The sequence below is a fragment of the Enterococcus sp. DIV1279b genome (assembly GCF_050531515.1).
Taxonomy (GTDB): Bacteria; Bacillota; Bacilli; order Lactobacillales; family Enterococcaceae; genus Enterococcus_D; species Enterococcus_D casseliflavus.
Genome location: NZ_CP172891.1, coordinates 1,400,377 through 1,424,976, shown reverse-complemented (window position 1 = coordinate 1,424,976; position 24,600 = coordinate 1,400,377). Strand labels below are relative to the sequence as shown.

The window sequence follows — 24,600 nt, the reverse complement described above, 5'->3', positions numbered from 1 at the left end:
TGCTCACAAATCGTTCGGTTTCTGCCTCGATCGAAAAAAGGCTGTTTTCTTTTGATCGATAGTGTTAAGGCTAAAAATTACTCACTTACTTGGTTGTTTTTTGTTTCTAGCTCTTGATTGACAGTCGATAAAATACCGTTGACAAACTTTCTTGACTGATCGTCACTAAAGGTTTTCGCTAATTCGATCGCTTCATTCAAAGCCACACGATTCGGCACATTATCCACATAGATCATTTCATACAAAGCGATTCGTAAAATCGTCACGTCCATTTTTGATAAACGCTGGATTTTCCAACCGGCTTTTAGATGACTTTGAATGACTTCATCCAAGGCTTCTTTATAATGACAGACACCTGCCACTAATTGATCTAAATAAACAGGGACAAAATGCTCTTGTTCTTCATCAATCAATTCATGGTGTTCCAACTCGATGGCATGCATGATGGCATCTTGTTTCGTTAAATCTTTGTTAAAGTCTAGTGGAAATAAAGCTTGTAACGCCATTTTCCGTATTTCATGCCGTGATAATTCTTTACTCATTTTCTTCCTCGTCGTTTCCAAATAATTCTTCGATGTCTGGTAAATCTACTTTTTCTGGCACGACTGCCACAACATGAACATTTACTTCAGCCAGTTGCACATCTGTCATAAATAAGACTTGCTGTTTGACCCGTTCTTGGATCTCCATTGCCACTTTAGGCACTGACATCCCATAAGTGATATAGCAGTAGATATCCACTTTGATCCCTGTTTCATCGATCGTTAAGTAGACTCCTTTGCCATGAGCTGCGCGGCCTAGTAATTCAGTGACACTGTTTGCCAGTGTTCCTCGCATCCCATAGACACCTTCCACTTTAGAAGCAGCGATCCCAATAATGATCTCGATCACTTCTGGCGCGATGACGATCTCGCCTAATTCAGGACTTGCATTTAATACAAGGTTTTTATCTTCATTCATACGTTTTTGCCTCCATTCTAAACAGCTGTACCGTATTGTTTGTAAAAAAATCGCTCGTTTTTTCCGTTTGAAGCAAGCCAGCGCTTGATTCAATCAATAACATCCATGGCACAGTGTTTCTTCTCGCTCTAAGTTTATCATTTTCTGCACTGAGAATCTATAATAACCCACTATTCTCAATGAATTTTCTGAAAAACAAGGTCGATGAATCAGAGAATGATCAATTCTTTCGGTGAATGTGTCAACACTTTATTACCAGTTTCGGTGATCAAAAGATCATCTTCGATACGAACGCCGCCAATTCCTGGAAGATAGATCCCTGGTTCATCTGTAATGACGTTTCCGACAACAAATGCTTTATCAGCGCGGAAGGATACATTTGGTCCTTCGTGGATCTCTAAACCAATCCCATGGCCTGTTGAATGACCAAAGGCATCTCCGTAGCCAAAGGAAGCAATGTGATCCCGGGCGATCGCATCTAGTTCAATTCCGGTCATTCCAGGTTTTGCTGCTGCCAAGACTTTTTCTTGCGCTTCAAGTACGATTTGATAGATTTCCTTCAATTTATCGCCAGGATCTCCTACTGCAAAGGTTCTAGTCATATCAGACACATAGCCTTGATAGTAACAGCCAAAGTCTAACGTGATCAGATCGCCTTGTTCGATCACTTTTTCACTGGCAACCCCATGGGGCATTGCTGAACGCAGCCCACTAGCAACGATCGTTTCAAAAGATACGCTTGTGGCACCTAATGAACGCATAAAGAAATCTAACTGATTCGCCACTTCGATTTCTGTCATTCCTGGGCGGATCATTTTCAAAATATGTTCGAATCCTTGATCGGCGATATGGCAGGCTTGTTGGATCAATGCGATCTCTTCCTCATCTTTGACTTCCCGCAAAGCCTCGATCACCCCCGATACAGGGGCAAGGGATGATTCCTCAATCAAGTCTTCTAAGACGGAGTATTCGGCAAAGCTGACGAAACTTTCTTCAAAAGCTAAGACATTGATTTCTTCACTTTGGCAGATGGTTGCAACTTCTTCAAAAATCGGTCCGCTATTTTTTACGATCTCAAAACCTTGAGCTTGGGCAGCTGCTTGCTCTGTATATCGGAAATCTGTTACAAAAAAAGCTTTGTCCAACGTAATGACTGCTAAACCAGTTGTCCCAGTAAAGTTTGTCAAGTAACGCAAATTGTATGGGCTGGTGATCAAGAACCCATCAATCGAATCTTTTCTCATTGCTTCACGTAATTTTTCAACTCTTAACATGTATCGTTCCCTACTTTCTTGTTCTATACGATAGTATTATAACAAACTTCCAGAAAAAGCGGAAAGCAAGCGAAAAGTTTTCTAAAAAATCAAACAATATGAAAAAAATATAGAGTGCTTTAAAAAGACTGCCGTGTGATCTTTCGTTGTTCTCTTCTAAATGATGGCTTCCGTGCACAAAAAAAGCAATTCAATCAATGAATTGCTTTTTTGATAATTATCTTTTACGTCCCAAAAAGAACGATACGACCGCCACGAAAATGACCGCGCCGATAATCGCAGGCACGATAGCCATTCCTGCTACTTGCGGTCCCCAAGTGCCAAAAAGGCCTTGACCAATCGATGCGCCTACAAGTCCTGCAACGATATCAAAAATACAACCGCGTTTTTCGCCTGCAATGGCACCACCGATTGAACCAATGACCGCTCCAACGATCAATGTCCATAAAAAGTGCATACTAACCCCTCCTAAACTTTCTTATAAAAAGGGTACCATATTGAGAATCAATTGGAAAAATATATGCTCTCTTGTTATTTTCTGCGAGTGAAGGCTCGTTTCAATACATCAAAAAAGCCTAATGAATGCACCATATGGTCAGGATCGACGTATTCACGAATCGCTCGCAAGACTTTTTTTGGTTCTTTTGAGGAGAAGGTATACGTGCCATTCTTTTTGGTGCGGATCGCATAGCGTGGTATCCAACGGCCTTTGAACATGACCGAAGCGATCACATAGTCGACATCTTCCCATGGGATCTGAATAAACTTGCGTTTGTCACGGTCATTGTAAAACTCAAAGGCTTTATCGCCGATCATGATTTTGCCGTACTCATTGATCCCTAAAAAAGACGTAGCATCGATCGTCAAATCCACTTTTGTATTAAGAGATTGTACCATTTGCGCTTACTCCATTCTATATCGTCTTATTATCTTATTATACGTGTTTGCAGCAGGTTTGGCGAATAAATAAAAAGGTACTTGGGTTGCCCCAAGCACCTTTCATTGAAAAGATTATAACAATCCGATCAAGTGTCCACCGATACCGACTAAGAATAGACCGATAATAATGATGATTGGAGAAACTTTTTTCTTCAATAACCACATACATAATAAAGTAAGCAATAGTGCAGCTAGACCAGGAATCAATTGATCCAAGTTGTTTTGCAATGTTGTTACTTTTGTATCAGTCAACGCACGGCCTTCAGCAACTTGTTGGAAGGCTTGTTGCAAACCAGCAGAGCCAGAAGGCAAGTTCGCCCAATCGACATAAGCACCTTCATCAAGCGGTACGCTTGAGACAACTGGCGCAAATGAGATCGATACCCAACGCTGAACGAGTGACCCTAATACGAACATCCCTAAAATTGAAGCACCTTTTGTTACATCTTGCAACAATCCGCCTGAAAGGTCATCAGTGATTTTTGAACCAGCACGGTAGCCGAATTCTTGTGTGTACCACATAAATGCCCAACGGATGATGTTCCATGCAACGAAGAAGATGATTGGACCTAAGATGTTTCCAGCTAAAGCAAGAGAAGCACCTAGAGCACCTAACATCGGACGTACAGTAAACCAGAACACAGGGTCACCGACACCGGCTAAAGGACCCATCATCCCAACTTTTACCCCTTGGATCGCTACGTCATCGACAGGCGCGCCATTGGCACGTTCTTCTTCTAACGCTAAAGTTACCCCTAAGATTGGCGATGCGATATATGGGTGAGTGTTAAAGAATTCTAAGTGACGCTTCAATGCAGCGGCACGGTCTTCTTTTGTTTTGTATAATTTTTTGATTGCTGGAATCATTGAGAATGCCCAACCACCATTTTGCATACGTTCATAGTTCCATGAACCTTGAATGAAGGTAGAGCGCCATGCTACGGCTAAACGATCTTTTTTATTTAATTGAATTTTTTCTGCCATTTTTTTCTCCTCCTTCGATTCTAATAGTCATTCAAGATATCGCCTAGAGGGTCGCCAGTGTTGCTGCCGCCGCCTCCATTTGATGATCCGCCCATTTTAGTTAGGTTCAAGTAGATCAATGCGATTGCTACTGCCAAAGCACCGATAGCGATCAATGTCAATTGAGAAATAGCTGCGATAACGAAACCGATAATGAAGAATGGCCATACTTCGCGAGTTGCCATCATGTTGATAACCATTGCATAACCAACGGCAACGACCATACCACCACCGATAGCCATACCATCAGTTAACCATGCAGGCATTGATTCTAAGAAGTTTTGAACAGTTGCAGCAGGAATTGCCAACAATGCAGCTGCAGGAATCGCAATACGAACCCCTTGCATACATACAGCGATCACATGCCACATTTCGATTTTACGAATGTTGCCTTCTTCAGCAGCCGCATCCATAAAGTGAACGATTGGCACAGCCAATGTACGAACGATCATTGTCAAGAACAAACCAGCAACAGCTAGAGGGATCGCAACGGCAATCGCTGTATCAACACCAGCAGTTCCTTGTCCACCTAAAACTAAAATAATTGCAGATGCAACAGACGCCAATGCAGCATCAGGTGCAACAGCGGCACCGATATTTGCCCATCCAAGTGCGATCATTTGTAATGATCCGCCCAAAATGATACATGCTTCCAAATTACCGGTCACTAAACCGATCAAAGTACACGCGACTAGCGGTTGATGGAATTGGAATTCATCCAAGATTCCTTCCATACCAGCTAAAAAGGCAACGAGTACTACTAATACCATAGATATAATAGTCATGATAGACCTCCTATTTAGTTGAATACGTTTCTATTTATTCGCCAATTCATTTTTGGCTTTGCGTAAGATTTCGTCCATGTTGTCTCGAGAGTCATTTGGCACTTTACGCACATCAAATTTGATGCCGCGTCCTTTTAGATCTTCAAATGTCTTCACATCGTCCGTACCCATCGACAATACTTTACTTACAACAACTTTCCCAACAGAGTGAGCCATTGAACCAACGTTCACTTCAGTGATGTCAACGCCACCTTCAACTGCACGCAATACATCTTGTGGGTTTTCAAATAATAGTAAAGCTTTCGTATTCCCGAAACGAGGGTCTTTAGAAACTTCGATCATTTTGTCCACTGGAATGACGTTCGCTTTTACTCCTGGAGGAGCTGCTTGTTCGATCAGTTTTTTACGCAAATCATCTTTTGCCACTGCATCAGAAACAACGATGATCCGAGATGGATTGACTGATTTTGTCCAAGCTGTAGCGACTTGACCATGTAGCAAACGAGAATCCACACGCGCAAGCACGATTTTGATTTTGCCATCGCCTAGAACAGTTCCCGGAGGAAGTGATCCTTTAGGTTGATCGTCTTGCACAGCTTTTGGTGCTGTCGCTTCTTCTGGTTCAAGCTCTTCTGGTTTGACCTTAACCCCTTCTTTAGCTGTTTCAACGATGTGCGCAGCGATTTCATGCGCAGTGTTCATTGAAAAACGTGAAGCATAGGCTTCGATCACCATTGGTAAATTCATACCAGCAACGATTGCCCATTTGTCTTTGTGATCTTCAAACAAGCTGTTTGCTTGGTTGAAAGGAGTACCACCCCAAAGATCAACTAAGAATAATACTTCTTCTTGATCGTCAAATGTAGCAATTGCTTCTTGCATTTTTGCCTTGATGTCATCTGGACCTTCACTTGGCATCAATGTAACAGCTTTAACATTTTCTTGTTCGCCGAAGATCATTGAACCAGATTGCAAAATGCCGTTAGCAAATTCTCCATGACTTGCTAGGATAATTCCTACCATCTTTTTACCTCCTATATCAAAATTGAAAAATGTGACACGAATACGAAAGAAAAAACAACATCGAAAAAATTAAGGGTGACTACCTTCTTTTTCCAAAATATCCTTCAAAAAGATTTTACGATCAGCTGGAACTTTGCGTATCTCTACTTCTATGCCTTGATTTTGCAAATAAAGCAGCGAAGCAAGATCTTGATCATTGACTGACACGAAATTAGTGATCATCCGTTTTCCCATTGAAAAGCTCATGCCGCCGATATTGACGGAACGAATGTCAATGCCTCCTTTGACCAGAGTCACGACATCTTGAGGGTTGGTAAATAATAACATGACTTTTTGGGTATTAAATAATGTGTTATGCGCCACCTCAAGCATTTTTGCTACTGTCACCACATTGGATTTGATTCCTGGTGGAGCAGCTTCTTTCAAGAGAAACTTCCGTAATTGGTCATTTGCGACCTCATCACTGACCACGATGATTCGATTGATACCAGTCATTTTCGACCAAGCTGTGGCGACCTGACCATGAATCAACCGATCGTCGATTCGGGCAAGACGTATATCCATTCCCATTGTGCAAGCCTCCTACATCCATCGATCCGCTTTTCATATTGAGGATCTGTTCTTTTTTCAATCACCTCCTGTATCCACTTATATAGAAGCAAGAAGCGTGCCAAGTTTTTTCGATACACTATTCTTGAAAAAACCTTAAGAATCAGCATTCGTACAATACACTAAAAAAGATACACTAAAAAATACTGTATCTTTTTTAGTGTATCTGTATTATTTGCAGGATTTAAAAATACATTTCTTTTTCGTGATGGTTTTTGATCAGCTCCAGCAGGTAATACTCTTCTGTCTTCGGCACTTCGATATTCATCAAGCGCGAAAATGATTGGACATGCACATGCAATTGGCCGTAAAGAGGATTCTCCTCCATCGCTGCTAAATCAATTTCAGAAACAGTCAATGGTTGACGCAATAAGATCCGCTCCAGCATACCTGCGCCATGCATCACAAAATTGATCTGAAAGCCTTGCTGCGCCCCTACCAAATCCAAATCGTGAATGATCTCTTCGCCAAATTTCCACAACGGCTCTACCACTTTTTTCGCATTGATATAGGTAAAGTTTTCCTCTAAATACCGAACACAGATTTCCTTTGCCTGCCGATCATCTAGCTGCACTTCATCTTCAAAACTCAAATCGTTTTCCAATAAGATATCATCCAACAAAAGATCAACATCTTGGTCGATAAAACGTTCTAATGAAATAAACGGTGCATCGATATGCGGATCAATGATCCCCGTTGCGGCAATCAGCCGATAGCGCTGTTGAATCTGATCCAAGTCCGTTCTCAGATCCGCCACCGATAAGGTCACTACGTCAACATTTTGATTTTGGCGTTTTGACAATGAGCTTTGGATCAATTCTTTGATGCGCTGCGCTGTCCCTTTTCCCGAAGCGCAGACCGCTAGAATCGCTTTAGGGTGGTGGTTTTGTGTCACTGGTTCTTCCACAGTGACCGCTCCATATCCGCGGAACTTCCGTAATGAATCATAGAGCTGATCGAGGTCCGTGCCGATCACTGACGCTTTACGGACCGTCTCTAGGACGATGGAGGTGGTCACCATATCGACTGTTCGAACAGCCACACCCGTTTCTCGCTGGATTTCATTATTAAAGGTCGCTAAGGACCCCATATCGACTAAGAGGATCACCCCACTGCCATCATTGACTGCTCGTACACTATCCACGATTTTTTTCAACGCCACAGCCGGTGGCATATCTAATGGCATGTCCACCGCTGTCACTTGATCGACTTCCAGCAGCTGCTTGACTACTTGTACCATGCTACTGGCTGTGCTGTTGCCGTGGGCTGCAACGACGACGCCAATTTTCCCAGAGGAATGTGTCGTACGCAGTGAAACCAATAGAACTGCCAAGTAATAGGATTCACTTTCAGGAATCGCCACGTGAAAGCTGTCGCCGATGAAGTCGCGGACTTCTTTGGCAACTTCGAACTCTTGCGGGTAATCCGCCACCATTTGACGAATGTTGTCGTTGGTTTGCCGTTCTTCTCCTAGATGGATCTTTTTCAAAAAAGAACTGATGTGCAGACTCATCGCGTAAATAAAGTTTTGCTGGAAATCGTAATTTAACCGTTTCCGAACCATCTCATAAATTTGATTTGTTACACTGATCACTTTCTGATCGACAAATTCACTTAGTTTATTGACAGAATTAAAAGAGAAGCCGTGATCTTTATAAAAAGATTTCAAATGAACATTGATATCGGTTGAAATAAAATGATTGATTGCTTCTTGATCCAAACCATCTGCTTTTAATAAGGCTGCTTTATCCCCGATGATGTCGTAGAGATTGTAAGGCAATTCATAGGAATCTGATTGAATATTGTTTAAGTTTTGATTCGGTTGAATGCTGATCTTCGGTTCAAGGATCTTAGAAAGCTCCGCCAGCTCATTGCGGCGATTCCCCAAAACGATCAATCCTGAACGAATCCCTTCTGGCAAATCGATCAAATCGATCTCAATCTCATCTTGTTGCATATGATTCAAAAAGCCCCGGGCACAGACGAGCTGGACATTGGATTTCAATTGACCGATATTCCCAAAACTGACACTGCCGATCAACGCTTTGACTACATCTTCTGTCAAGGTGATCGTCCGCTGAATACGGGACGCCTCTTGCCCGACTAACACCCGAACGAGATCGACTTTTTCTGATGCGGGTCGTTTCTCAAAGAAGGGCAGTTGAATATTGATAGGAATGCGTCGGGTAAAGGTATCTAATAGCGTTGAGTTGGGGTCTTCGGTAGTCGCTCCAACGATTCGGACATTCGCTTGATGATTTTTGCCCGTCTCCCCTAAACGACTAAACGTTCCATGGTCCATAAAGTAAAAAATCATTTCTTGCCCTTCTGGCGGTAATCGATGGATCTCATCGAGAAACAACATACTCTCATCCGCTTGATCAATAATACCGATCTTCTCTTGATCGGCACCCGTAAATGCCCCCCGTACATAACCAAACAAATGACTCATCAAAAGCTCTGGGTTATTTGCATAGTCGGCACAGTTAAAGACGATCAATTCTTTGTCATCGGCAATTACTTGATTGCTTTTGGCAAACTGGAACATTGCATGGGCAAAGTAGGTTTTCCCAGAACCAGTAGGCCCTGTGATCAAGCAGTTTAGCCCTTTTGGCGGATACAAGATCGCTGCTTTCGCCTGCTCAACAGCATTTTTCATACTTCCGTTGGCACCGATGATCGTCGCAAAAATATCTCGGTCAGAGGGGTTTCCTTGTACCCGTTGAGGGAAGGCTTTTTCTCTTTGCGGGCGACTTTCTTTGTAGCTTGGCACATACTTTTCCCTACTGCTGGGATCGACCCCTGCCGCCCAGTAGCGAACAGGCCGCGAGTCGCTTTTTTCGACGCGCCCTTCTTTGACAAGCTTATTTAAATCCTTACTGGCATTACTGCGCTGAATGGCTAAATGATCGGCAACTTCTGAAGTAGACAACCCTTTCTTTTCCCCTAAGCCGCTCATCGTATTTTCGACGATATATTGATAAATCCGTTCGATTCGCTTGCCCAACAGCTTCGCCTCCTTGTTTTTTCCACTTGAATACTTTACTCATTTTTCTATAAAAAAGCAACTTTTTTTCCGCACAGAAAAAGCAAAATACTTTGTTCGAAAGAGCAATAGAACGTCCTATCACATGCTACTCTCAGCATAAAGCATTTTGCCAAAAAAAGATATTCAAAAGTCAGGATGCGTTAGGCTTTTTCATTAGGAATGAACGCTGGTACCTTCTCAGGAAACCATTGCAGTTCTTTTTGCATCCAAATCACATCGTGCCATTGATTGAACTTATAGCCGACATGCGCAAAATCAGCAACTTTCCGATACCCAAGATTCTCATGAAAAGCCTCGCTTTGTTGATTGCCTCCTGTAATGCATGCAGTCAGATTGACCACGTTTTGCGCTTTTAATTTTTCTTCAAGCGCTTGATAAAGAGCGGTGCCGAGCCCTTTTGCTTTGGCATCCGGTGCTAAATAAACGGTTACTTCAACGGTCCAATCATACGCCGCCCGTTCTTTATAGGCTGACGCATAGGCATAACCGACGATTTCACCAGCCTCTTCTGCAACGAGATACGGGTAGCGTTTCAAGGTCTTGGCGATGCGTTCCGCGAATTCTTGAACCGATGGCACCTCCGTTTCAAAGGTAATCGGTGTATTTTCTACATAATAAGCATAGATTGCTGTCAAGGCTTGGGCATCTGCAATCGTGGCAGAACGTATCGTCATAGAATCCCTTCTTTCAGTAAATTTTTTCCCAGTATACTCTTTCTGAACAAAAAAAACAATCCGCTTTTGACGGATCGTTTCCTAGTGATAAATGATTTAGCGGGCTTTTTCAGCTCCGCAATACACGGTAAGATGTTGTGGCAGCACCGCTACTGTGATTGGCAATTCAGGTCCAGGATCACCATCGACATTCGTTTCGATCGTTGCCCCATCCGTCAAACGAATTGCAGCTTTATCAAAGGTTTGATAGCCAAGAACATCATTTGATTCTGTCACCCCTTTGAGAAGCTCTGGGACACTTTTGACGGTTTCCCAAAGATTCGTATCCTTCAAGTAGATCAGATGCAATTTGCCGTCATCGGTACTCGCTTTAGGCAAAAGAGATTCGAAACCGCCGATCGTATTGGATGACCCAACGATCATCGTACTGCTTTCCACAGCGATCGTCGTTTTTTCGCCATTATTTTCGGCGGTCACTTCAAACGGATGACTTTCATTTTTACGCACTTCCCGTAGACCAGAAACAAAATAGGCCATTTTTCCCAGCTTGGTTTTTTCTTCAACTTCCACATTGTTGATCGCCGCTGGAATCATACCGATCGCCACCACATTGGTAAAATAGGCTTGATTGACCTGACCAATATCGATTTTACGGGTGTGATCCACTGCAAATGATTCGATGGCTTCCTTAGGATCTAGTGGAATCGCTAATGCTCTGGCTAAATCATTTACTGTTCCCAGCGGGAAGAAACCAAAATTTGGTCGTTTGTCATGAGGGGCTAAGCCATTGACCGCTTCATTGACGGTACCATCACCGCCCATTGCAAAGACACTGTCAAATTCTGCTGCCGCTTCAGAGGCAAAACGTGTGGCATCTCCTTCTTTTTCGGTATGTTTGACCACGATTTCTGAAAAAGCTTCCCGCAACTTTTCTTCTGCCAGCTGCTCATATTCTTGGGCCTGTTCCCCACCAGAGCTTGGATTGACGATCAATAATGCTTTCATAAAACAGCCTCCTTGTTTGGGTTCATTTTCTATGAATCCAGTATAACAAGTTTCACGAAACCTGTCTTAAACGACCTCCGCCTATCCCCCTACAAAAAAAAAACACAGCCTAATCAGACTGTGTTTTTTCGAGTACTCACTTCATTTTATTAAACCAATCGTTTACGCAAACGCCCAGAAATAAAATCAATGATCGTGACCGTCACCACGATCCCTAATAAAATGATTCCTACACGGCTCCATGAACGCGCATTGATGGCAAAGATCATCGGTGTACCGATCCCACCTGCCCCTACGATCCCTAAGATCGAAGCTGAACGGACAGCCAGTTCAAATCGATACAAGGTAAAAGAAAGAAATTCTGGGATCAGTTGCGGCAATGTCGCAAAGCCTAATACATCCCAGCGGCTTCCTCCCGCACTAATGACGGATTCCGAGGGACCGTGGTCCATGTTTTCGATCGCTTCGCTGTAAAGCTTTGCCAACATCCCAATGGAATGGACACTGACCGCCAAGACGCCAGCAAAGGAGCCCGGACCTACCGTTTTGATAAACATGATGGCTAAGACGATTTCTGGAAACGTTCGAATCGCCGTCAGCACGATTTTCCCAAATCCCGATAACCAGCGAGGGCTGTTTTTGCTGCGCGCCGCCCAAAAGGCAAAAGGAATACTTAAAATCGATGACAAAAAGGTCCCAACAAAGGCAATCGCGACGGTTTCGATCATCAGACTGATCAAATCTTCGCCATCACCGGTATAAACATAGCCCCAATCAGGATGGATCAGGCCATAAAAGATCGAGCCGACAATTTGACCGACATTTTCTTTAACACCAGCAAAAGGCACGCCAGCAAAAGCCCAGATATAAAGGAGGATAACGACTACAGCGATCAGCCAATTCCGTATTTTTTTCTTTTTCGGTTCTGCTGGCAACATCATAATAATCGCTCCCTTAATCTATTACTAATGGTATCAATCACCAAAACAACTGCAAAAATCACTAAGACGATGATCGACGTCTGGTCATATCGAAATTGGCTTAAAGATCGTTGTAAGAAAACACCGATTCCGCCTGCGCCGATATACCCAAGAATCGTCGATGCCCGCACATTGATCTCAAAGGCATAAAGCAAGTAACTAAGAAAATGACTCATGACTTGCGGTACGACTGCATAGCGGATGATATCAAACTTCGATCCTCCAGAAGCCGTGATCGCTTCGATCGGACCTTCATCAATCGTTTCAATCGATTCATAAAACAATTTGGTGATCATCCCAAAAGAAAACACAGAGATGGAGATCACCCCTGCAACGGGACCAATTCCGACAATGGCGACAAATAAAGCCGCCAGCATCAAATCAGGTACCGTCCGAATGATATTCAAAACAAAACGGAAACAACCACTGATCCAATGATTCGTCATGATATTTCGTGCTGCTAAAAGTGAAAACGGAAAGGCCGCCAGTGCACCAAAGGTTGTGCCGATGATCGCCATTTGGATCGTTTGCAAAATCGGCTCAACAATGATTTTGGCATATGCCCAATCAGGATGAGCCATCTTTTGTAAGATGACATTCATTTGACTGCTATTGCTAAAGAACCGTGCCAAATCAACACCTGAAATAGAGCCGCTAACGAACAATACCACTAAAAAAATGACGAGCCAAAGAACATTTTTCCATAGTCCGCTGCGTTTCGGCAACGTATTTGTCGTCATTGTCCCGCCCCTTCCTGCTCTTCCATGATCTCGCTGCCATAAATCTGTTTCAATCGCTGATCGGTCGCTTCACTGACAGGACCATCAAAAACCAAGCCTCCGTCTCGCAACCCGATGATCCGCGTGCCGTATTCTCTAGCCAATTGGACAGAATGTAAATTGACTACGATTGTGATCCCCAGATCTTGATTGATCCGTTTTAAGTCATTCATGACTTTTTCAGTGGTTAACGGATCCAATGAAGCAACTGGTTCATCCGCTAAAATAATCTTCGGCTCTTGCGTCAACGCCCGGGCAATCGAAACCCGCTGCTGCTGACCGCCAGACAATTCATCGGCTCGGGTATAGACTTTTTCTGCTAAATTGACCCGCTGCAGTGATTGATACGCCAACTCTTTGTCCGCTTGCGGAAACAGACCCAGCAGCATTTTGAGCGTGGGATGATAAGCCACTCGCCCCGTTAAGACGTTTCGCAAGACACTCGAACGTTTCACCAAATTGAAGCTTTGGAAAATCATGCCAATGTCTCGACGAATCAAGCGCAGCTCTCTTCCTTTTGCTTTTGTGATCGACTTGTTATCGATTAAAATCTCGCCGCTTGTGATCTCGTGCAGTCGATTGATGGAGCGCAGCATCGTCGATTTACCTGCACCGGATAAGCCCACTACGATGACAAATTCCCCTTTTTTGATATCGATGTTCAAGTCCTTCAACCCCAACACCCCATTTGGGTATTGCTTGGTCACATTCTGAAATGAAATAATCGTTTCGTTCTCTAGAGCCATGATTCTCCTACTTTCTTTCCATTAGGTAAAAATTGCTGTCCATTCGAAAAGGGTACCTCAACTACCGGTACCCTCCCGATCTATTCATCTATTAATTATTGTCCGACCTGCTCCGCATACTCTCTTACGATGTCGAAATTGCTGTCTTGTGAAACAACGTATCCTTCATGAGAGTAAATATCAGAGATGATTTGTTTTCCTTCTTCATCTTTTCCGATCGCGATAAAGGCATCTTGGATTTTTTTATCCCACTCTTCACTCATATCGCTGCGAACACTGATCGTATCGTTCGGGATCGGTTCGGTAAAGTACATTGGTTCTACCTCATCCATGATTTCTGGGTAATCATTTTTGACCGTGTTACGGGCATCTTCAAAAACGAACGCCGCATCAACGTCGCCATTCAAGACAGATAAGACCGCTTGGTCATGGCCTTTGACTTGAACAGTCGTCACATCCGTATTGATATCGATGCCTGCTTTTTTCATTTCTGCTACTGGCCAAACATAACCGGCAGAAGAAGTAACATCTTGTGTGGCAATCGTTTTGCCTTTTAAATCTTCCAACTCTTTGATGTCGCTGCCGCTTTTTACGACGATCATTGAACGATAGCTATCAACCAATTCATCCGTTGATTCGCCACCAGGCTGCTTGATGCCATAACGCTGTGCTTGCAACAGTACCTTAACATTGCTTTGTTCATTTGCTAAAACATAGGCATTCGGCGGTAAAAAGCCGACATCTACTTGTTTCGAAGCCATTGCTTCGACGATTGTATTGTAGTCAGTGGAAACACTCACTGTGACTGGAATCCCTAATTCATCACTTAATAATTGCTCAAGTGGTTTTGCTTTTGCTTCTAATGTTTCTGCTGCTTGTGATGGGACAAATTGAACGGTCAACTTTTCTGGTACATATCCTGCGTCCTCAGCCACCGAGTCAGTACTTGCTCCACCTGAGCCACATGCCGCCAGCGTAACTGCTGCCACCAAACCTAAACCAAACATTGCCGTTTTCTTCCAAACTTTCATCACTTTTTCTCCTTTTCATATAAAAAATCGAACTCATGGAATTCCGAACTTTCCTTTTTGATTATAAAAAACCAACGAATTAAAAACAATCTTTTTCGAATTACGAACGTTTTCTTTTTTGATAATGTTCGTGTTTTGACCAAAATCATTCGTGAGCACATTCTCAATAATCAACGTTTTTCGAAAGTTTCTTTCCATTTGTTCTACTTCCTCAGAGTATCAAATGAATATAAGGTTTGTGTTGTCAACGTGTAAAGATTCTGTTAACAGCAAAAGGAACTTTGTGAACAACAAAGCATGGATATACTCGTCATTCTTACTCTAAGTGCACAAAATTTCTTGAAACGTCTAACCAGAAGATGACCGCACACTTTTTTTTACGAAACAACACAAAAAAAGCAGAGGATTCCCTTAAGAACCTCTGCTTTTGACCTCATTCTCTTACTGTAGAAAGAGTCATTTACCCTTGCTCCGTTGGCAGCTGCAACAAGAGTACATGCTCGTTCTCAATCATTTCACCCGTCAAAACAAAGCCATTGCGTTCGTAAAGCTTCGTTGCGATCTCGTTGCCATCCACAGCGGAGATCCTTAATTCTTGCGCTTGGATATGGGTTTTGAACCAATCTAACCCAGCAAGAAACGCCTGAGTGCCTAACCCTTGATTTTGGAATTTCTCTGCGATCATAAATCGCTCGATCCACCACGAAGCTTTTGGATAATCCTCATCTGCCTCGTAAAAACTAAATAGCATAAAGCCGACCATTTCCTCACCATTGTATAGGGCAAATGCCTGACGAGGTTCCTCATAGATCGCCTCTAACATTGAGTACCAATTGGGCGCAACAAAGTCTTCTTGCTCCTTCGTTGTCTTCAAATTCATGCACGCACGATAGTTTTCCTTCGTGATTTCTTTCAACTGAATCATTGCTTCGCTCCTTATCTAAGCCATTATAAATAACTATTTCGTTAAAACGGTTTCATTGGTGTATAAAAAAACACCCAGGTTACTTTTACGTAATCTGGATGTCATTTTCTTATGCTTCTTGCGCTACTGGATACACAGATACTTGTTTTTTGTCGCGGCCTTTACGTTCGAAACGAACAACGCCATCAACTTTTGCAAACAATGTATCATCTCCACCGATACCTACGTTTACCCCTGGGTAAATTTTAGTACCGCGTTGGCGATAAAGGATTGATCCGCCTGAAACGGTTTGACCGTCAGCACGTTTCGCACCTAAACGTTTTGATTGAGAGTCACGTCCGTTAGAAGTAGAACCCCCACCTTTTTTGTGAGCGAAGAATTGCAAATTCATTTTCATCAACATGAGATGCACCTCCTAGTTTTCTTTAGTAGTTTTGATTTGGATATAATCGTTGTACTCTTCTTGAACTGATTGCAAGCCGATCAACAAATTTTCTAAAAGAATTTGTGCGATATTCGACTGCTCTTGGGTCAAACGAGAAGGCAGTGTGACTAATAAGTACCCCCCATTTTCGTTATCTGCTTCAACTTTTGGCGCAACGCCAGCCAAAGCATCGATCCCATTGACTGCACTGATCGCTAAAGCGGATGCTGCAGCACAGACGATGTCTTTGCCGTATTCTCCTGCTTGTGCGTGTCCAGCTAGTTCAAAAGAAACAATCCGACCAGAGTCATTTCGTTTGAATGTCCCTTTGATCATATTCGTTACCCTGCTTTTCGTAAGAATTAAGCGTTGATCGCGTCAATAACAACTTTTGTGTAAGGTTGACGGTGACCTTGTTTACGGTGTGAATGTTTTTTAGGTTTGTATTTGAAAGTTACGACTTTCTTTTGTTTGCCGTGTTTTTCAACAGTCCCTTCAACAGTTGCTCCTGCAACGATTGGGGCACCAACTTTTGTTGATTCGCCACCTACTAAGATAACTTCATCAAAAGTAACCTTTTGTCCAGCTTCAACGTCCAATTTTTCAACGTAGATTGCTTGACCCACTTCAACTTTTACTTGTTTCCCACCAGTTTTGATAATTGCGTACATGCTCTACAGCACCTCCTTATAATATACTTAGACTCGCCATCCCAAGTGACTTTCGTACTTACTACTTGTTCTGTGCGGTTGTAGCTGTGGAGTCCACAATTACAACAGATTAACTTTATCAAAATGTTTTCCTAAAGTCAATCACTAATTAAGGAAAAGACAGAATTCTTTTGCTACTAGTCATTTCCTTTTGTGCATTTTTTATTTTCTATTACTATAGAAGAAAGAGCATAAGTGAAACAGAATTGGAGGAGTTTTCATGCAATACCCCAAAGAATTAGCCACTGCCGTTCAACAGGCGTCCCGCAGTTATCCGTTGGAAGGATTTGTTCCCGGTCAAGGACCGCTGCAGCCCAAATTGATGATCGTCGGGGAAGCCCCTGGTCGAACCGAAATCGAAAATTTTATTCCTTTTAGCGGACAAGCAGGAAAAGAATTGATGAAATCGTTGGCTTTAGCCGGTTTGACCCGTGAGGATGTTTACATCACCAGCGCTGTCCGCAGCCGTCCATATTCCGTCAAAGAACGAATCAACAAACGCAGCGGTGCCCATGAGATCGTCCATCCCAATCGGACACCTACCAAAAAAGAAGTCTTGCTACACGCACCGCTGCTTGACTACGAGTTGTCCGTTGTAGATCCGCCTGTCATTGCAACTGTTGGCAATATCGGACTGCAGCGATTATTAGGCAACGCCTATTATATCAAAGATCACCATGGCGAAGTGATCCGTTCCAAAATACAAGAAAGCAATCCAACAAAAGATGGCTATCAATGGTCGGAAAAAGAATATTTGATCGTGCCGATGTATCATCCCGCTGCGATCTTTTACAATCGAACGTTGACTCCGCAAATCGAAGCCGATTGGCGAGGGTTAAGAAACATTCTCTCACAAATACCCGCCGACGAATAACGACCAGTCCCCTAGCCCTACTGCCAATACGCTGGAATCGTCTGCTCATAGGCGGTGATTTTCGCCTCTTCCTGCAACGTGATACTGATCTCATCGAGACCGTGGATCAATTTGTGTTTCCATGTAGCATCGATTGCAAAGAAATGCTCCTCCCCCGCAACGGTCACACATTGCCTTGGCAAGTCAATGCTGATTTTTTCTGAAGCAGGCAGCGAAGCGATCCTTTGGCGAACAGTCAAAGGCAGCTCGATGGGCAGCAGCCCGTTTTTGGTGGCATTCATATAGAAAATATCACCGAAGCTGCCAGCAATCACGGCTTTAAAGCCGTAATCCAACAGCGCCCATGCCGCGTGCTCTCGAGAAGAGCCAGAACCAAAATTATCACCAGTGACGAGGACTTGAGCGGTCTGATATGCTGGATCATTCAAGATAAATGCTGGATTAGGCTTGCGTTGCGGCAAATAGCGCCAATCGTCAAATAAAAATTCGCCAAAGCCCGTTTTTTCAACGCGCTTCAAATAATTTTTCGGTAGGATTTGATCGGTATCGATATTGTCATTCATCAAAGGCAGCGTCGTACCTTCAAATTGCGTAAAAGCTTCCATTAACCAACACCTCCAACCACTTCTCGTACATCGACAAAGCGCCCATGAATCGCAGCTGCTGCCGCCATCGCTGGACTACAGAGGTGCGTCCGCGCGTTTTTCCCTTGCCGTCCAACAAAATTGCGGTTTGATGTGGAGGCACAGTGGACGCCTTCTGGTACTTTATCAGGATTCATTCCTAAGCACATGGAACAGCCAGGCTCCCGCCATTCAAAACCAGCGTCAATAAAGACTTTGTCTAAACCGATCGCTTCCGCTGCTTTACGAACAGGGCGTGAACCAGGAACGATAATACCAGTGACCCCTTCTTTGATGGTCTGACCTTTCAAAATCGCCGCTGCCTCTTTCAGATCAGACAAACGACCATTGGTACACGATCCAATAAAAATGTATTCAATGGGGATATCAGCAGCTGTCTGTCCAGGTTGCAGCGCCATATATTCATAGGCTTGCTGATCATTGTGATCCCGCACTTCAGGAAACGCTTCGCTGACTGGCACCCCCATTTCTGGATTGGTTCCCCAAGTGATATAGGGTTCTAAGGTTGTTGCGTCTAGGGTGATCAGGGCATCATAGTTGGCATCTTCATCGGTATAAAGGGTTTGCCAATCAGCCACCGCACTGGCAAACGCTTGTGGCGCAAAGCGTCGATCCTTCACATAAGCAAAGGTCGTTTCATCAGGTGCGATCAAGCCCATTTTCGCCCCACCTTCGATCGACATATTGCAAATGGTCATGCGTTCTTCCATCGTCAGGCTACGGATCGTTTCGCCAAAGAATTCTACGGCAAAGCCACCACCAAAATCAGTGCCATGGGTCGCGATCAATGCCAAAATAATATCTTTGGCGTACACTCCCGGCTGCAGGTGACCGGTGATCTCAACTCCCATGCGTTTCGGTTTTGTCTGCCAAATCGTCTGTGTCGCAAAGACATGCTCCACTTCACTCGTACCGATCCCAAATGCGATCGCGCCGAAAGCACCATGGGTGGCAGTATGAGAATCACCGCAAACGATCGTTTTCCCTGGTTGGGTCAAGCCAACTTCTGGACCAACCATGTGGACGATTCCTTGATTGGCAGAGCCATTGTCACACAATTCGATCCCAAAATCACGACAGTTTTTTCGTAACGTGTCCATTTGCTTTTTTGCAACCAGATCGGTGATGGTAAAAATATCTTTAGTAGGCACGTTGTGATCCATCGTTGCGAAGGTTTTTTCGGGACAACGGACTGTCCGTCCCGCTTGCCGCAAGCCTTCGAAGGCTTGCGGTGTCGTCACTTCATGGATCATATGCAGATCGACATAAAGCAGCTGCGCTTGCCCTTCTTCTCCTGTGATGACATGCCGATCCCATAGTTTATCAAACAGCGTTTTCCCCATAATTGCTCACTCCTAACTGTGCAATAACCGCTTCTGTAAAGGCAGTTGTCGTTGCTGTACCACCTAGATCACGGGTCAAGATTCCCGCATTCATTACCTCGTAACAAGCACTTTCGATGGTATCCGCCAGCTCTTCCTCTTGAAAGGACTCTCTTAGCATCATGACGACAGATAAAATCATGGAAACCGGATTGGCGCAATTTTGCCCAGCGATATCAGGTGCAGAGCCATGAATCGGTTCATATAAAGAAACCCCTTCTGCGCCATGACTTGCGCTAGGCAGCACCCCTAATGACCCTGGCAAAACCGAGGCTTCATCACTTAAAATGTCGCCAAAGAGATTTTCTGTCACGATTACATCAAAGTCTTTGGGATTTTGGATGATTTTCATAGCGGCGGAATCAACATATTGATGGGTCAACTGACAATCTGGGAATTCCTGTGCCGTTTCTTCCGCTAATCGGCGCCAAAGTCGGCTAGTCGCCAACACATTTGCTTTATCGACAGAGAGAACCCGCTTCTTCCGCGTGCGGGCAATCTCAAAGGCTTTACGCAAAATCCGTCGAATCTCTGCTTGATGATAATGATTGATGTCGTAGGCTTCTTCAGGTTTTTCTGCTTTTTCGCCAAAATAGATACCGCCAGTCAACTCACGAACGATGACAAAATCTGTCCCCCGAAGGATCGCTTCTTTAATGGGAGATAAAGCAATCACCGCATCAACTACTTTGATGGGTCGAATATTGGCGTATAGCCCTAACGCTTGACGCAAATTCAAAAGTCCTTTCTCGGGTGTTATCGGTGCGTTTTCCCAAACTGGATCACCAATGGCTCCTAAAAGGATCGCATCCGCCTGCTGGCAAGCTTGTAGTGTTTCTTGCGGCAATGGCTCTCCAGTAAGTGCCAGCGCCGCACCACCAAATGGCCGCTGGTCAAAATGAAAGCGTTGAAGATGGTCTGGACAAGCCGCTTTCAATACCGCAAGCGCACTGGCCATAATTTCTGGTCCGATGCCATCTCCTGCTAAAACCACGATCTTTTTCAAACAAGGACACCTCGATTCTTTAGAGCTGCGCTAGCCTGTACATAAGCTTTAGCTGACGCCTGCAAGACATCAAAGTCTAAGCCGATCCCGCTGATTTTTTCATTGGTTTCCTGACATTCAATAACCACGTGCACTTCCGCTTGCGCATCTTCCCCACTGGTCAAGGCAGTGATCTCATAGTTCAACAACTTCGGCTGCTGCTGGAAAATCTGATCGATCGAGTTGTAGATTGCTTGGATACTGCCGGCACCGATGGCTGATGCCACTTGTTTTTCCTCGTCTTTGATGATAGAAACCACCGCTCCTTGATGGCCATTGGACACGTATTGCAGCTGAACTGACTCCAACTCACAGCCATCTTCTTGGCTGCGGCCCTGGTCAGCCACCAACGCTAACAAATCTTGTTCGGTCACTTGCTTTTTCTTATCTGCCAACTCTTTGAAGCGTTTAAACAATTCATTGGTTTCTTCTTGGTCAAACTGGTACCCCAGCTGCTGCATTTTATCGACAAACGCATGGCGGCCAGAAAGTTTGCCAAGAGGCAGTGAGTTGGTTTGTACGCCTACCAGTTGCGGGGTAATGATTTCGTAAGTTTCAGGATTTTTCAAGACGCCATCTTGATGAATCCCAGATTCATGAGCATAGGCATTGCCGCCGACGATCGCTTTGTTTTTCGGTACCGTGATCCCAGACAAACGTGCCACCAGATCGCTGGTACGTTTTGTTTCGTTTAACTTGATGTTGGAGGTAGCCTGATAGAAATCATTGCGAATATGCAACGCCAGCGCCACTTCTTCTAGTGCGGTATTGCCCGCTCGTTCGCCGATCCCGTTGATCGTTCCTTCCACCCGATCAGCACCATTTTCGATAGCTGCCAGCGCATTGGCTGTCGCCATTCCCAAGTCATCATGACAATGGGAAGAAAAAATGATCGGCTGCTCACTCTTGATATTGGCGATCAAATAGGCAAAAAGCGCACCATATTCCGTAGGATTGGTAAACCCTACTGTATCGGGCACATTGATGATCGTCGCGCCGGCATCAATTGCTGTTTGAACCGCCTCAAGCAAGAAGGGCTTATCGGTGCGGGTGGCATCTTCTGGCGAGAATTGGACTTTTTCAAAGCGTTCACGGGCATAAGCCACATGTTCTTTGATGGAAGCGAGTACTTCTGCTTTCGTCATATTCAGCTTGTACTGGCGATGTACCTCACTCGTTGCTAAAAAGACATGGATCTGGGGATCGACGGCTTGATGAAGAGCTTCATAGGCACGATCAATGTCTTTTTTCTGACAACGGGCAAGTCCTGCAACGGTCATTTTCGTCACCGCCCCAGCAATCGCTTGGACTGCTTGAAAGTCTCCTTCTGATGCAATCGGAAAGCCTGCTTCGATCGTATCGATCCCCCATTTTTCTAATTGCAGCGCCAGTTGAACCTTCTCTTTTGTATTGAAGTTGACTCCCGGCGTCTGTTCACCGTCTCTCAATGTGGTGTCAAAAAACTGGATTTTTCTCATCACTATTTCCTCCTTGGCAGTGGCAGGGGCACGCTTGGCGCGACCTCATTCAAACAAATTGAAAAAATGGTATAAAAAAAGCACTCCATAAAGGGTTTCCTTCATGCAATGCGAATAGGACTCTTCAAATGATGCCTTAAAAAGGCGGGTCATAGAAAAAGAGTCCTTACGATAATAATAATAAAAATGCAGCTGTTTGTTTCAATCGTTTATCCATCGTCGTCACCTATCACTTTTTTTATCTTGTTATGAAGATACCAAACAGCAGGTTCCTCTGTCAACACTTTTCCCTGAATTTTCTGAATATTTCGACAAAAAGTTCGTTTTCGCCCTGATGATGGGTTGCTTTTCTTCCTTGATGAAAATTTAAGCAGAACCTGACGAGATCTTCACAGGATTTTAACCAAACCTCCACATAACATCGTTATGATAGAAATATCCCAAAAATATTTTTCACCCCTTTATCCTGCCAGTCGTATGACTGGTTTTTTTGTTGTTCCAAAGACTCGAAAAGATTGAACTTAAGGTGAGTTATTCGTATAATAAGGGGCAGCGATAAATGAGGAGGATGAAGATGCGCAACGAAATGATGCATCGTCCAGTAGTCAAACCAGAACTAGTGGCGTTTATGCGTGAAAAACAAAAACAATTACCCGGCGAACTTGGTGAAATCGAGCAAGCCGCTCATGAAAAAGAAGTGCCAATCATCCCACATGAAACTGTGGTCTTTTTGCAGTTTTTATTGGGACAGCTTCAGCCAAAAGAAATCCTTGAGATCGGCACAGCGATCGGTTTTTCTTCAAGCTTAATGGCACAATGTGTGAAAGAGGGTCATGTCACAACGATCGATCGCTTTGACGTCATGATCCGCAAAGCCAAAGAAACCTATGCTCGCTTAGGAAATGAAGACAAAATCACGCTATTAGAAGGACAAGCGGCAGACGTCCTGCCTACATTAAGTGGCCCTTATGATTTTATCTTCATGGATAGTGCCAAATCGAAATACATTGAATTTTTACCAGAATGTCTGCGTCTATTACGCAAAGGCGGTGTGCTGATGGTGGATGACGTGTTTCAAGCTGGAACGATTCTACAACCCATCGAAGAAATCCCGCGCAACCAGCGAGCGATCCATCGCAAGTTGAATCTTTTCTTGGATACCGTGATGAACCATCCTCAATTGACCTCCACCCTCGTCCCTTTAGGAGATGGCGTGATTCTCATTACGAAAGAAGCAGATAGCGTAATCCTTGAGGAACCTGAGAAAGGTTGAGGGCAGCTGCGCTTCCTTTTTTCAAAGAAAAAATAAGAAAAGGGCGAAAAGAGATTGACATTGCTGCGCCCTTTTTCTATAATGTTATTTGTTGCTGATTGATTTCAACAGCTTAGGCGAAGTGAGCATTCGCTGAAATTTATTTGTTCCAGTAGCTCAGCCGGATAGAGCATTCGCCTTCTAAGCGAACGGTCGGGGGTTCGAATCCCTCCTGGAACGTTATTTAACCGTCGAGAACCCTTGTTCTTGGCGGTTTTTGTTTGTTCTTGTGCCAAATTGATCTAATTTTTTTGCCATAGCAATTTGGTGACTAATCAACAGCCTGTTCCCTTCCTCATCAAAAGTAATCAAACGATCGCTTCCCATCCGCTTCAATCTTCAGCAAATTTCTTTCATTGGCATCATCGTTTCCGTATTTATTCTAATTGTCAGCAATTTCTCTCCCTAAAATACTCATTCTCTAGTTAAATGATACCTCGCCGTTTTATTTAGTAGACACTGTTCTAACAAACGAAGACTTGGCTTTGCCTGTATGATCGATGAGATCTATAAATCGTTCCATTTAAACAGCTTAGTTTCTTCAATTTCACAATTCCAAGAAATATCTGATTTACTTAACTCGATGCCGTCATGCTATACTTATTAGCTAATAATCTAATTTATTAAAGGAGACGAACTATGAAAAAAACGAATTTCGTTGTTGTTTTTTGGCTGATTCTTACACTTATTTCTTTCATTGTCTTTCTGTTCAACTTCAATTCCTTCTGGCAATACCTCTCTTCCTTGATTTTTCCCATTGATGGCAGCTACTTAGATAAAAATCGTTATTATCGTCAACTGTTTTCTGTGACCCCTATGTTGATAGTTACAGTCGGATTTTTTTACGCTGGTCTCAAACAAGCATTGAAAGTTTACAATCAAAGTTAAACTATTTCCGCCTCGCAGTAAGGTTATCATTTTTATATGCA

The 24,600-nt window shown here is 43.7% G+C and carries 27 protein-coding genes, 1 tRNA gene and 1 other annotated feature; of the genes, 4 read left to right on the top strand and 24 right to left on the bottom strand.

Features of this window, described 5'->3' with window-relative positions; genetic code table 11:
* Positions 1-77: 77 nt before the first annotated feature.
* From nusB to rplU, 20 genes are all read right to left on the bottom strand, one after another.
* Complete coding sequence (gene nusB, locus IGI71_RS06615) at positions 78-542, bottom strand: transcription antitermination factor NusB (RefSeq protein WP_005235350.1); 465 nt, start codon at positions 540-542, stop codon at positions 78-80.
* The gene (locus tag IGI71_RS06610) at positions 535-960 is read right to left on the bottom strand and encodes an Asp23/Gls24 family envelope stress response protein (RefSeq protein ID WP_005225770.1); all 426 of its coding nucleotides are present in this window, start codon (positions 958-960) and stop codon (positions 535-537) included. The genes nusB and IGI71_RS06610 overlap by 8 nt, the downstream gene beginning before the upstream one ends.
* 209 nt (positions 961-1,169) lie before the next feature.
* The gene (locus tag IGI71_RS06605) at positions 1,170-2,234 is read right to left on the bottom strand and encodes a M24 family metallopeptidase (RefSeq protein WP_010747993.1); all 1,065 of its coding nucleotides are present in this window, start codon (positions 2,232-2,234) and stop codon (positions 1,170-1,172) included.
* Positions 2,235-2,451: 217 nt separating this feature from the next.
* Positions 2,452-2,691: a GlsB/YeaQ/YmgE family stress response membrane protein gene (locus tag IGI71_RS06600; RefSeq protein WP_005225767.1), complete on the bottom strand. Its 240-nt coding sequence runs from the start codon at positions 2,689-2,691 to the stop codon at positions 2,452-2,454.
* Positions 2,692-2,765: 74 nt separating this feature from the next.
* Positions 2,766-3,131 carry a DUF956 family protein gene (locus IGI71_RS06595; protein WP_005225766.1) on the bottom strand — a complete coding sequence of 122 codons (366 nt, stop codon included), beginning with the start codon at positions 3,129-3,131 and terminating at the stop codon, positions 2,766-2,768.
* A 114-nt stretch (positions 3,132-3,245) separates the two neighbouring features.
* On the bottom strand, positions 3,246-4,157 hold the full coding sequence (locus IGI71_RS06590; RefSeq protein ID WP_005225765.1) for a PTS system mannose/fructose/sorbose family transporter subunit IID: 912 nt from the start codon (positions 4,155-4,157) through the stop codon (positions 3,246-3,248).
* Between the two features lie 20 nt (positions 4,158-4,177).
* Positions 4,178-4,981: a PTS mannose/fructose/sorbose transporter subunit IIC gene (locus IGI71_RS06585; protein WP_005225764.1), complete on the bottom strand. Its 804-nt coding sequence runs from the start codon at positions 4,979-4,981 to the stop codon at positions 4,178-4,180.
* Between the two features lie 30 nt (positions 4,982-5,011).
* Positions 5,012-6,004 (bottom strand): mannose/fructose/sorbose PTS transporter subunit IIA, encoded by a 993-nt coding sequence (locus IGI71_RS06580; RefSeq protein ID WP_005225763.1) that lies wholly within the window; start codon positions 6,002-6,004, stop codon positions 5,012-5,014.
* 69 nt (positions 6,005-6,073) lie between these two features.
* Positions 6,074-6,568 (bottom strand): PTS system mannose/fructose/N-acetylgalactosamine-transporter subunit IIB, encoded by a 495-nt coding sequence (locus IGI71_RS06575; RefSeq protein WP_026008065.1) that lies wholly within the window; start codon positions 6,566-6,568, stop codon positions 6,074-6,076.
* 229 nt (positions 6,569-6,797) lie between these two features.
* Positions 6,798-9,572 carry a sigma-54-dependent transcriptional regulator gene (locus IGI71_RS06570; RefSeq protein ID WP_154694649.1) on the bottom strand — a complete coding sequence of 925 codons (2,775 nt, stop codon included), beginning with the start codon at positions 9,570-9,572 and terminating at the stop codon, positions 6,798-6,800.
* Positions 9,573-9,802: 230 nt separating this feature from the next.
* Positions 9,803-10,336: a GNAT family N-acetyltransferase gene (locus tag IGI71_RS06565; protein WP_010747990.1), complete on the bottom strand. Its 534-nt coding sequence runs from the start codon at positions 10,334-10,336 to the stop codon at positions 9,803-9,805.
* 96 nt (positions 10,337-10,432) lie between these two features.
* Positions 10,433-11,341, bottom strand: a complete 909-nt coding sequence (locus IGI71_RS06560) for a diacylglycerol/lipid kinase family protein (RefSeq protein ID WP_010747989.1) — start codon at positions 11,339-11,341, stop codon at positions 10,433-10,435.
* A 149-nt stretch (positions 11,342-11,490) separates the two neighbouring features.
* Positions 11,491-12,282, bottom strand: coding sequence for a phosphonate ABC transporter, permease protein PhnE (phnE, locus tag IGI71_RS06555; protein WP_010747988.1), 792 nt, complete (start codon positions 12,280-12,282; stop codon positions 11,491-11,493).
* Positions 12,279-13,061, bottom strand: coding sequence for a phosphonate ABC transporter, permease protein PhnE (gene phnE, locus IGI71_RS06550; RefSeq protein ID WP_005235330.1), 783 nt, complete (start codon positions 13,059-13,061; stop codon positions 12,279-12,281). Before phnE (IGI71_RS06550) ends, phnE (IGI71_RS06555) begins: the two co-directional genes overlap by 4 nt.
* Positions 13,058-13,846 carry a phosphonate ABC transporter ATP-binding protein gene (gene phnC, locus IGI71_RS06545; RefSeq protein ID WP_005225755.1) on the bottom strand — a complete coding sequence of 263 codons (789 nt, stop codon included), beginning with the start codon at positions 13,844-13,846 and terminating at the stop codon, positions 13,058-13,060. The genes phnE (IGI71_RS06550) and phnC overlap by 4 nt, the downstream gene beginning before the upstream one ends.
* A 95-nt stretch (positions 13,847-13,941) precedes the next feature.
* On the bottom strand, positions 13,942-14,877 hold the full coding sequence (gene phnD / locus IGI71_RS06540; protein ID WP_010747987.1) for a phosphate/phosphite/phosphonate ABC transporter substrate-binding protein: 936 nt from the start codon (positions 14,875-14,877) through the stop codon (positions 13,942-13,944).
* A gap of 460 nt (positions 14,878-15,337) precedes the next feature.
* Positions 15,338-15,802 carry a GNAT family N-acetyltransferase gene (locus IGI71_RS06535; protein ID WP_010747985.1) on the bottom strand — a complete coding sequence of 155 codons (465 nt, stop codon included), beginning with the start codon at positions 15,800-15,802 and terminating at the stop codon, positions 15,338-15,340.
* 109 nt (positions 15,803-15,911) lie between these two features.
* Complete coding sequence (gene rpmA / locus IGI71_RS06530; protein WP_003126181.1) at positions 15,912-16,205, bottom strand: 50S ribosomal protein L27; 294 nt, start codon at positions 16,203-16,205, stop codon at positions 15,912-15,914.
* 12 nt (positions 16,206-16,217) lie between these two features.
* Positions 16,218-16,562, bottom strand: a complete 345-nt coding sequence (locus tag IGI71_RS06525; RefSeq protein WP_005225752.1) for a ribosomal-processing cysteine protease Prp — start codon at positions 16,560-16,562, stop codon at positions 16,218-16,220.
* Between the two features lie 26 nt (positions 16,563-16,588).
* The gene (rplU, locus tag IGI71_RS06520; RefSeq protein WP_005225751.1) at positions 16,589-16,897 is read right to left on the bottom strand and encodes a 50S ribosomal protein L21; all 309 of its coding nucleotides are present in this window, start codon (positions 16,895-16,897) and stop codon (positions 16,589-16,591) included.
* A 19-nt stretch (positions 16,898-16,916) separates the two neighbouring features.
* Positions 16,917-16,987 (bottom strand) — a sequence feature (ribosomal protein L21 leader region).
* 169 nt (positions 16,988-17,156) lie between these two features.
* Here rplU and IGI71_RS06515 point away from each other — a divergent pair.
* Complete coding sequence (locus IGI71_RS06515) at positions 17,157-17,810, top strand: uracil-DNA glycosylase (protein WP_010747984.1); 654 nt, start codon at positions 17,157-17,159, stop codon at positions 17,808-17,810.
* A gap of 17 nt (positions 17,811-17,827) precedes the next feature.
* Here the strand turns inward: IGI71_RS06515 and leuD are convergent, their stop codons facing one another.
* The 4 genes from leuD to IGI71_RS06495 are packed head-to-tail and all read right to left on the bottom strand — an operon-like array spanning position 17,828 to position 22,359.
* Positions 17,828-18,415 carry a 3-isopropylmalate dehydratase small subunit gene (gene leuD, locus IGI71_RS06510; RefSeq protein ID WP_087627315.1) on the bottom strand — a complete coding sequence of 196 codons (588 nt, stop codon included), beginning with the start codon at positions 18,413-18,415 and terminating at the stop codon, positions 17,828-17,830.
* Positions 18,415-19,797, bottom strand: coding sequence for a 3-isopropylmalate dehydratase large subunit (gene leuC, locus IGI71_RS06505; protein WP_010747981.1), 1,383 nt, complete (start codon positions 19,795-19,797; stop codon positions 18,415-18,417). Before leuC ends, leuD begins: the two co-directional genes overlap by 1 nt.
* Positions 19,778-20,842 carry a 3-isopropylmalate dehydrogenase gene (gene leuB, locus IGI71_RS06500; RefSeq protein WP_010747980.1) on the bottom strand — a complete coding sequence of 355 codons (1,065 nt, stop codon included), beginning with the start codon at positions 20,840-20,842 and terminating at the stop codon, positions 19,778-19,780. Before leuB ends, leuC begins: the two co-directional genes overlap by 20 nt.
* Positions 20,839-22,359 (bottom strand): 2-isopropylmalate synthase, encoded by a 1,521-nt coding sequence (locus IGI71_RS06495; protein ID WP_010747979.1) that lies wholly within the window; start codon positions 22,357-22,359, stop codon positions 20,839-20,841. Before IGI71_RS06495 ends, leuB begins: the two co-directional genes overlap by 4 nt.
* A gap of 574 nt (positions 22,360-22,933) precedes the next feature.
* Here IGI71_RS06495 and IGI71_RS06490 point away from each other — a divergent pair.
* From IGI71_RS06490 to IGI71_RS06480, 3 genes are all read left to right on the top strand, one after another.
* On the top strand, positions 22,934-23,632 hold the full coding sequence (locus tag IGI71_RS06490; RefSeq protein ID WP_010747978.1) for an O-methyltransferase: 699 nt from the start codon (positions 22,934-22,936) through the stop codon (positions 23,630-23,632).
* 145 nt (positions 23,633-23,777) lie between these two features.
* A tRNA-Arg gene (locus IGI71_RS06485) sits at positions 23,778-23,851 on the top strand.
* A 459-nt stretch (positions 23,852-24,310) separates the two neighbouring features.
* Positions 24,311-24,559: a hypothetical protein gene (locus IGI71_RS06480; protein ID WP_010747977.1), complete on the top strand. Its 249-nt coding sequence runs from the start codon at positions 24,311-24,313 to the stop codon at positions 24,557-24,559.
* Positions 24,560-24,600 lie beyond the last annotated feature (41 nt).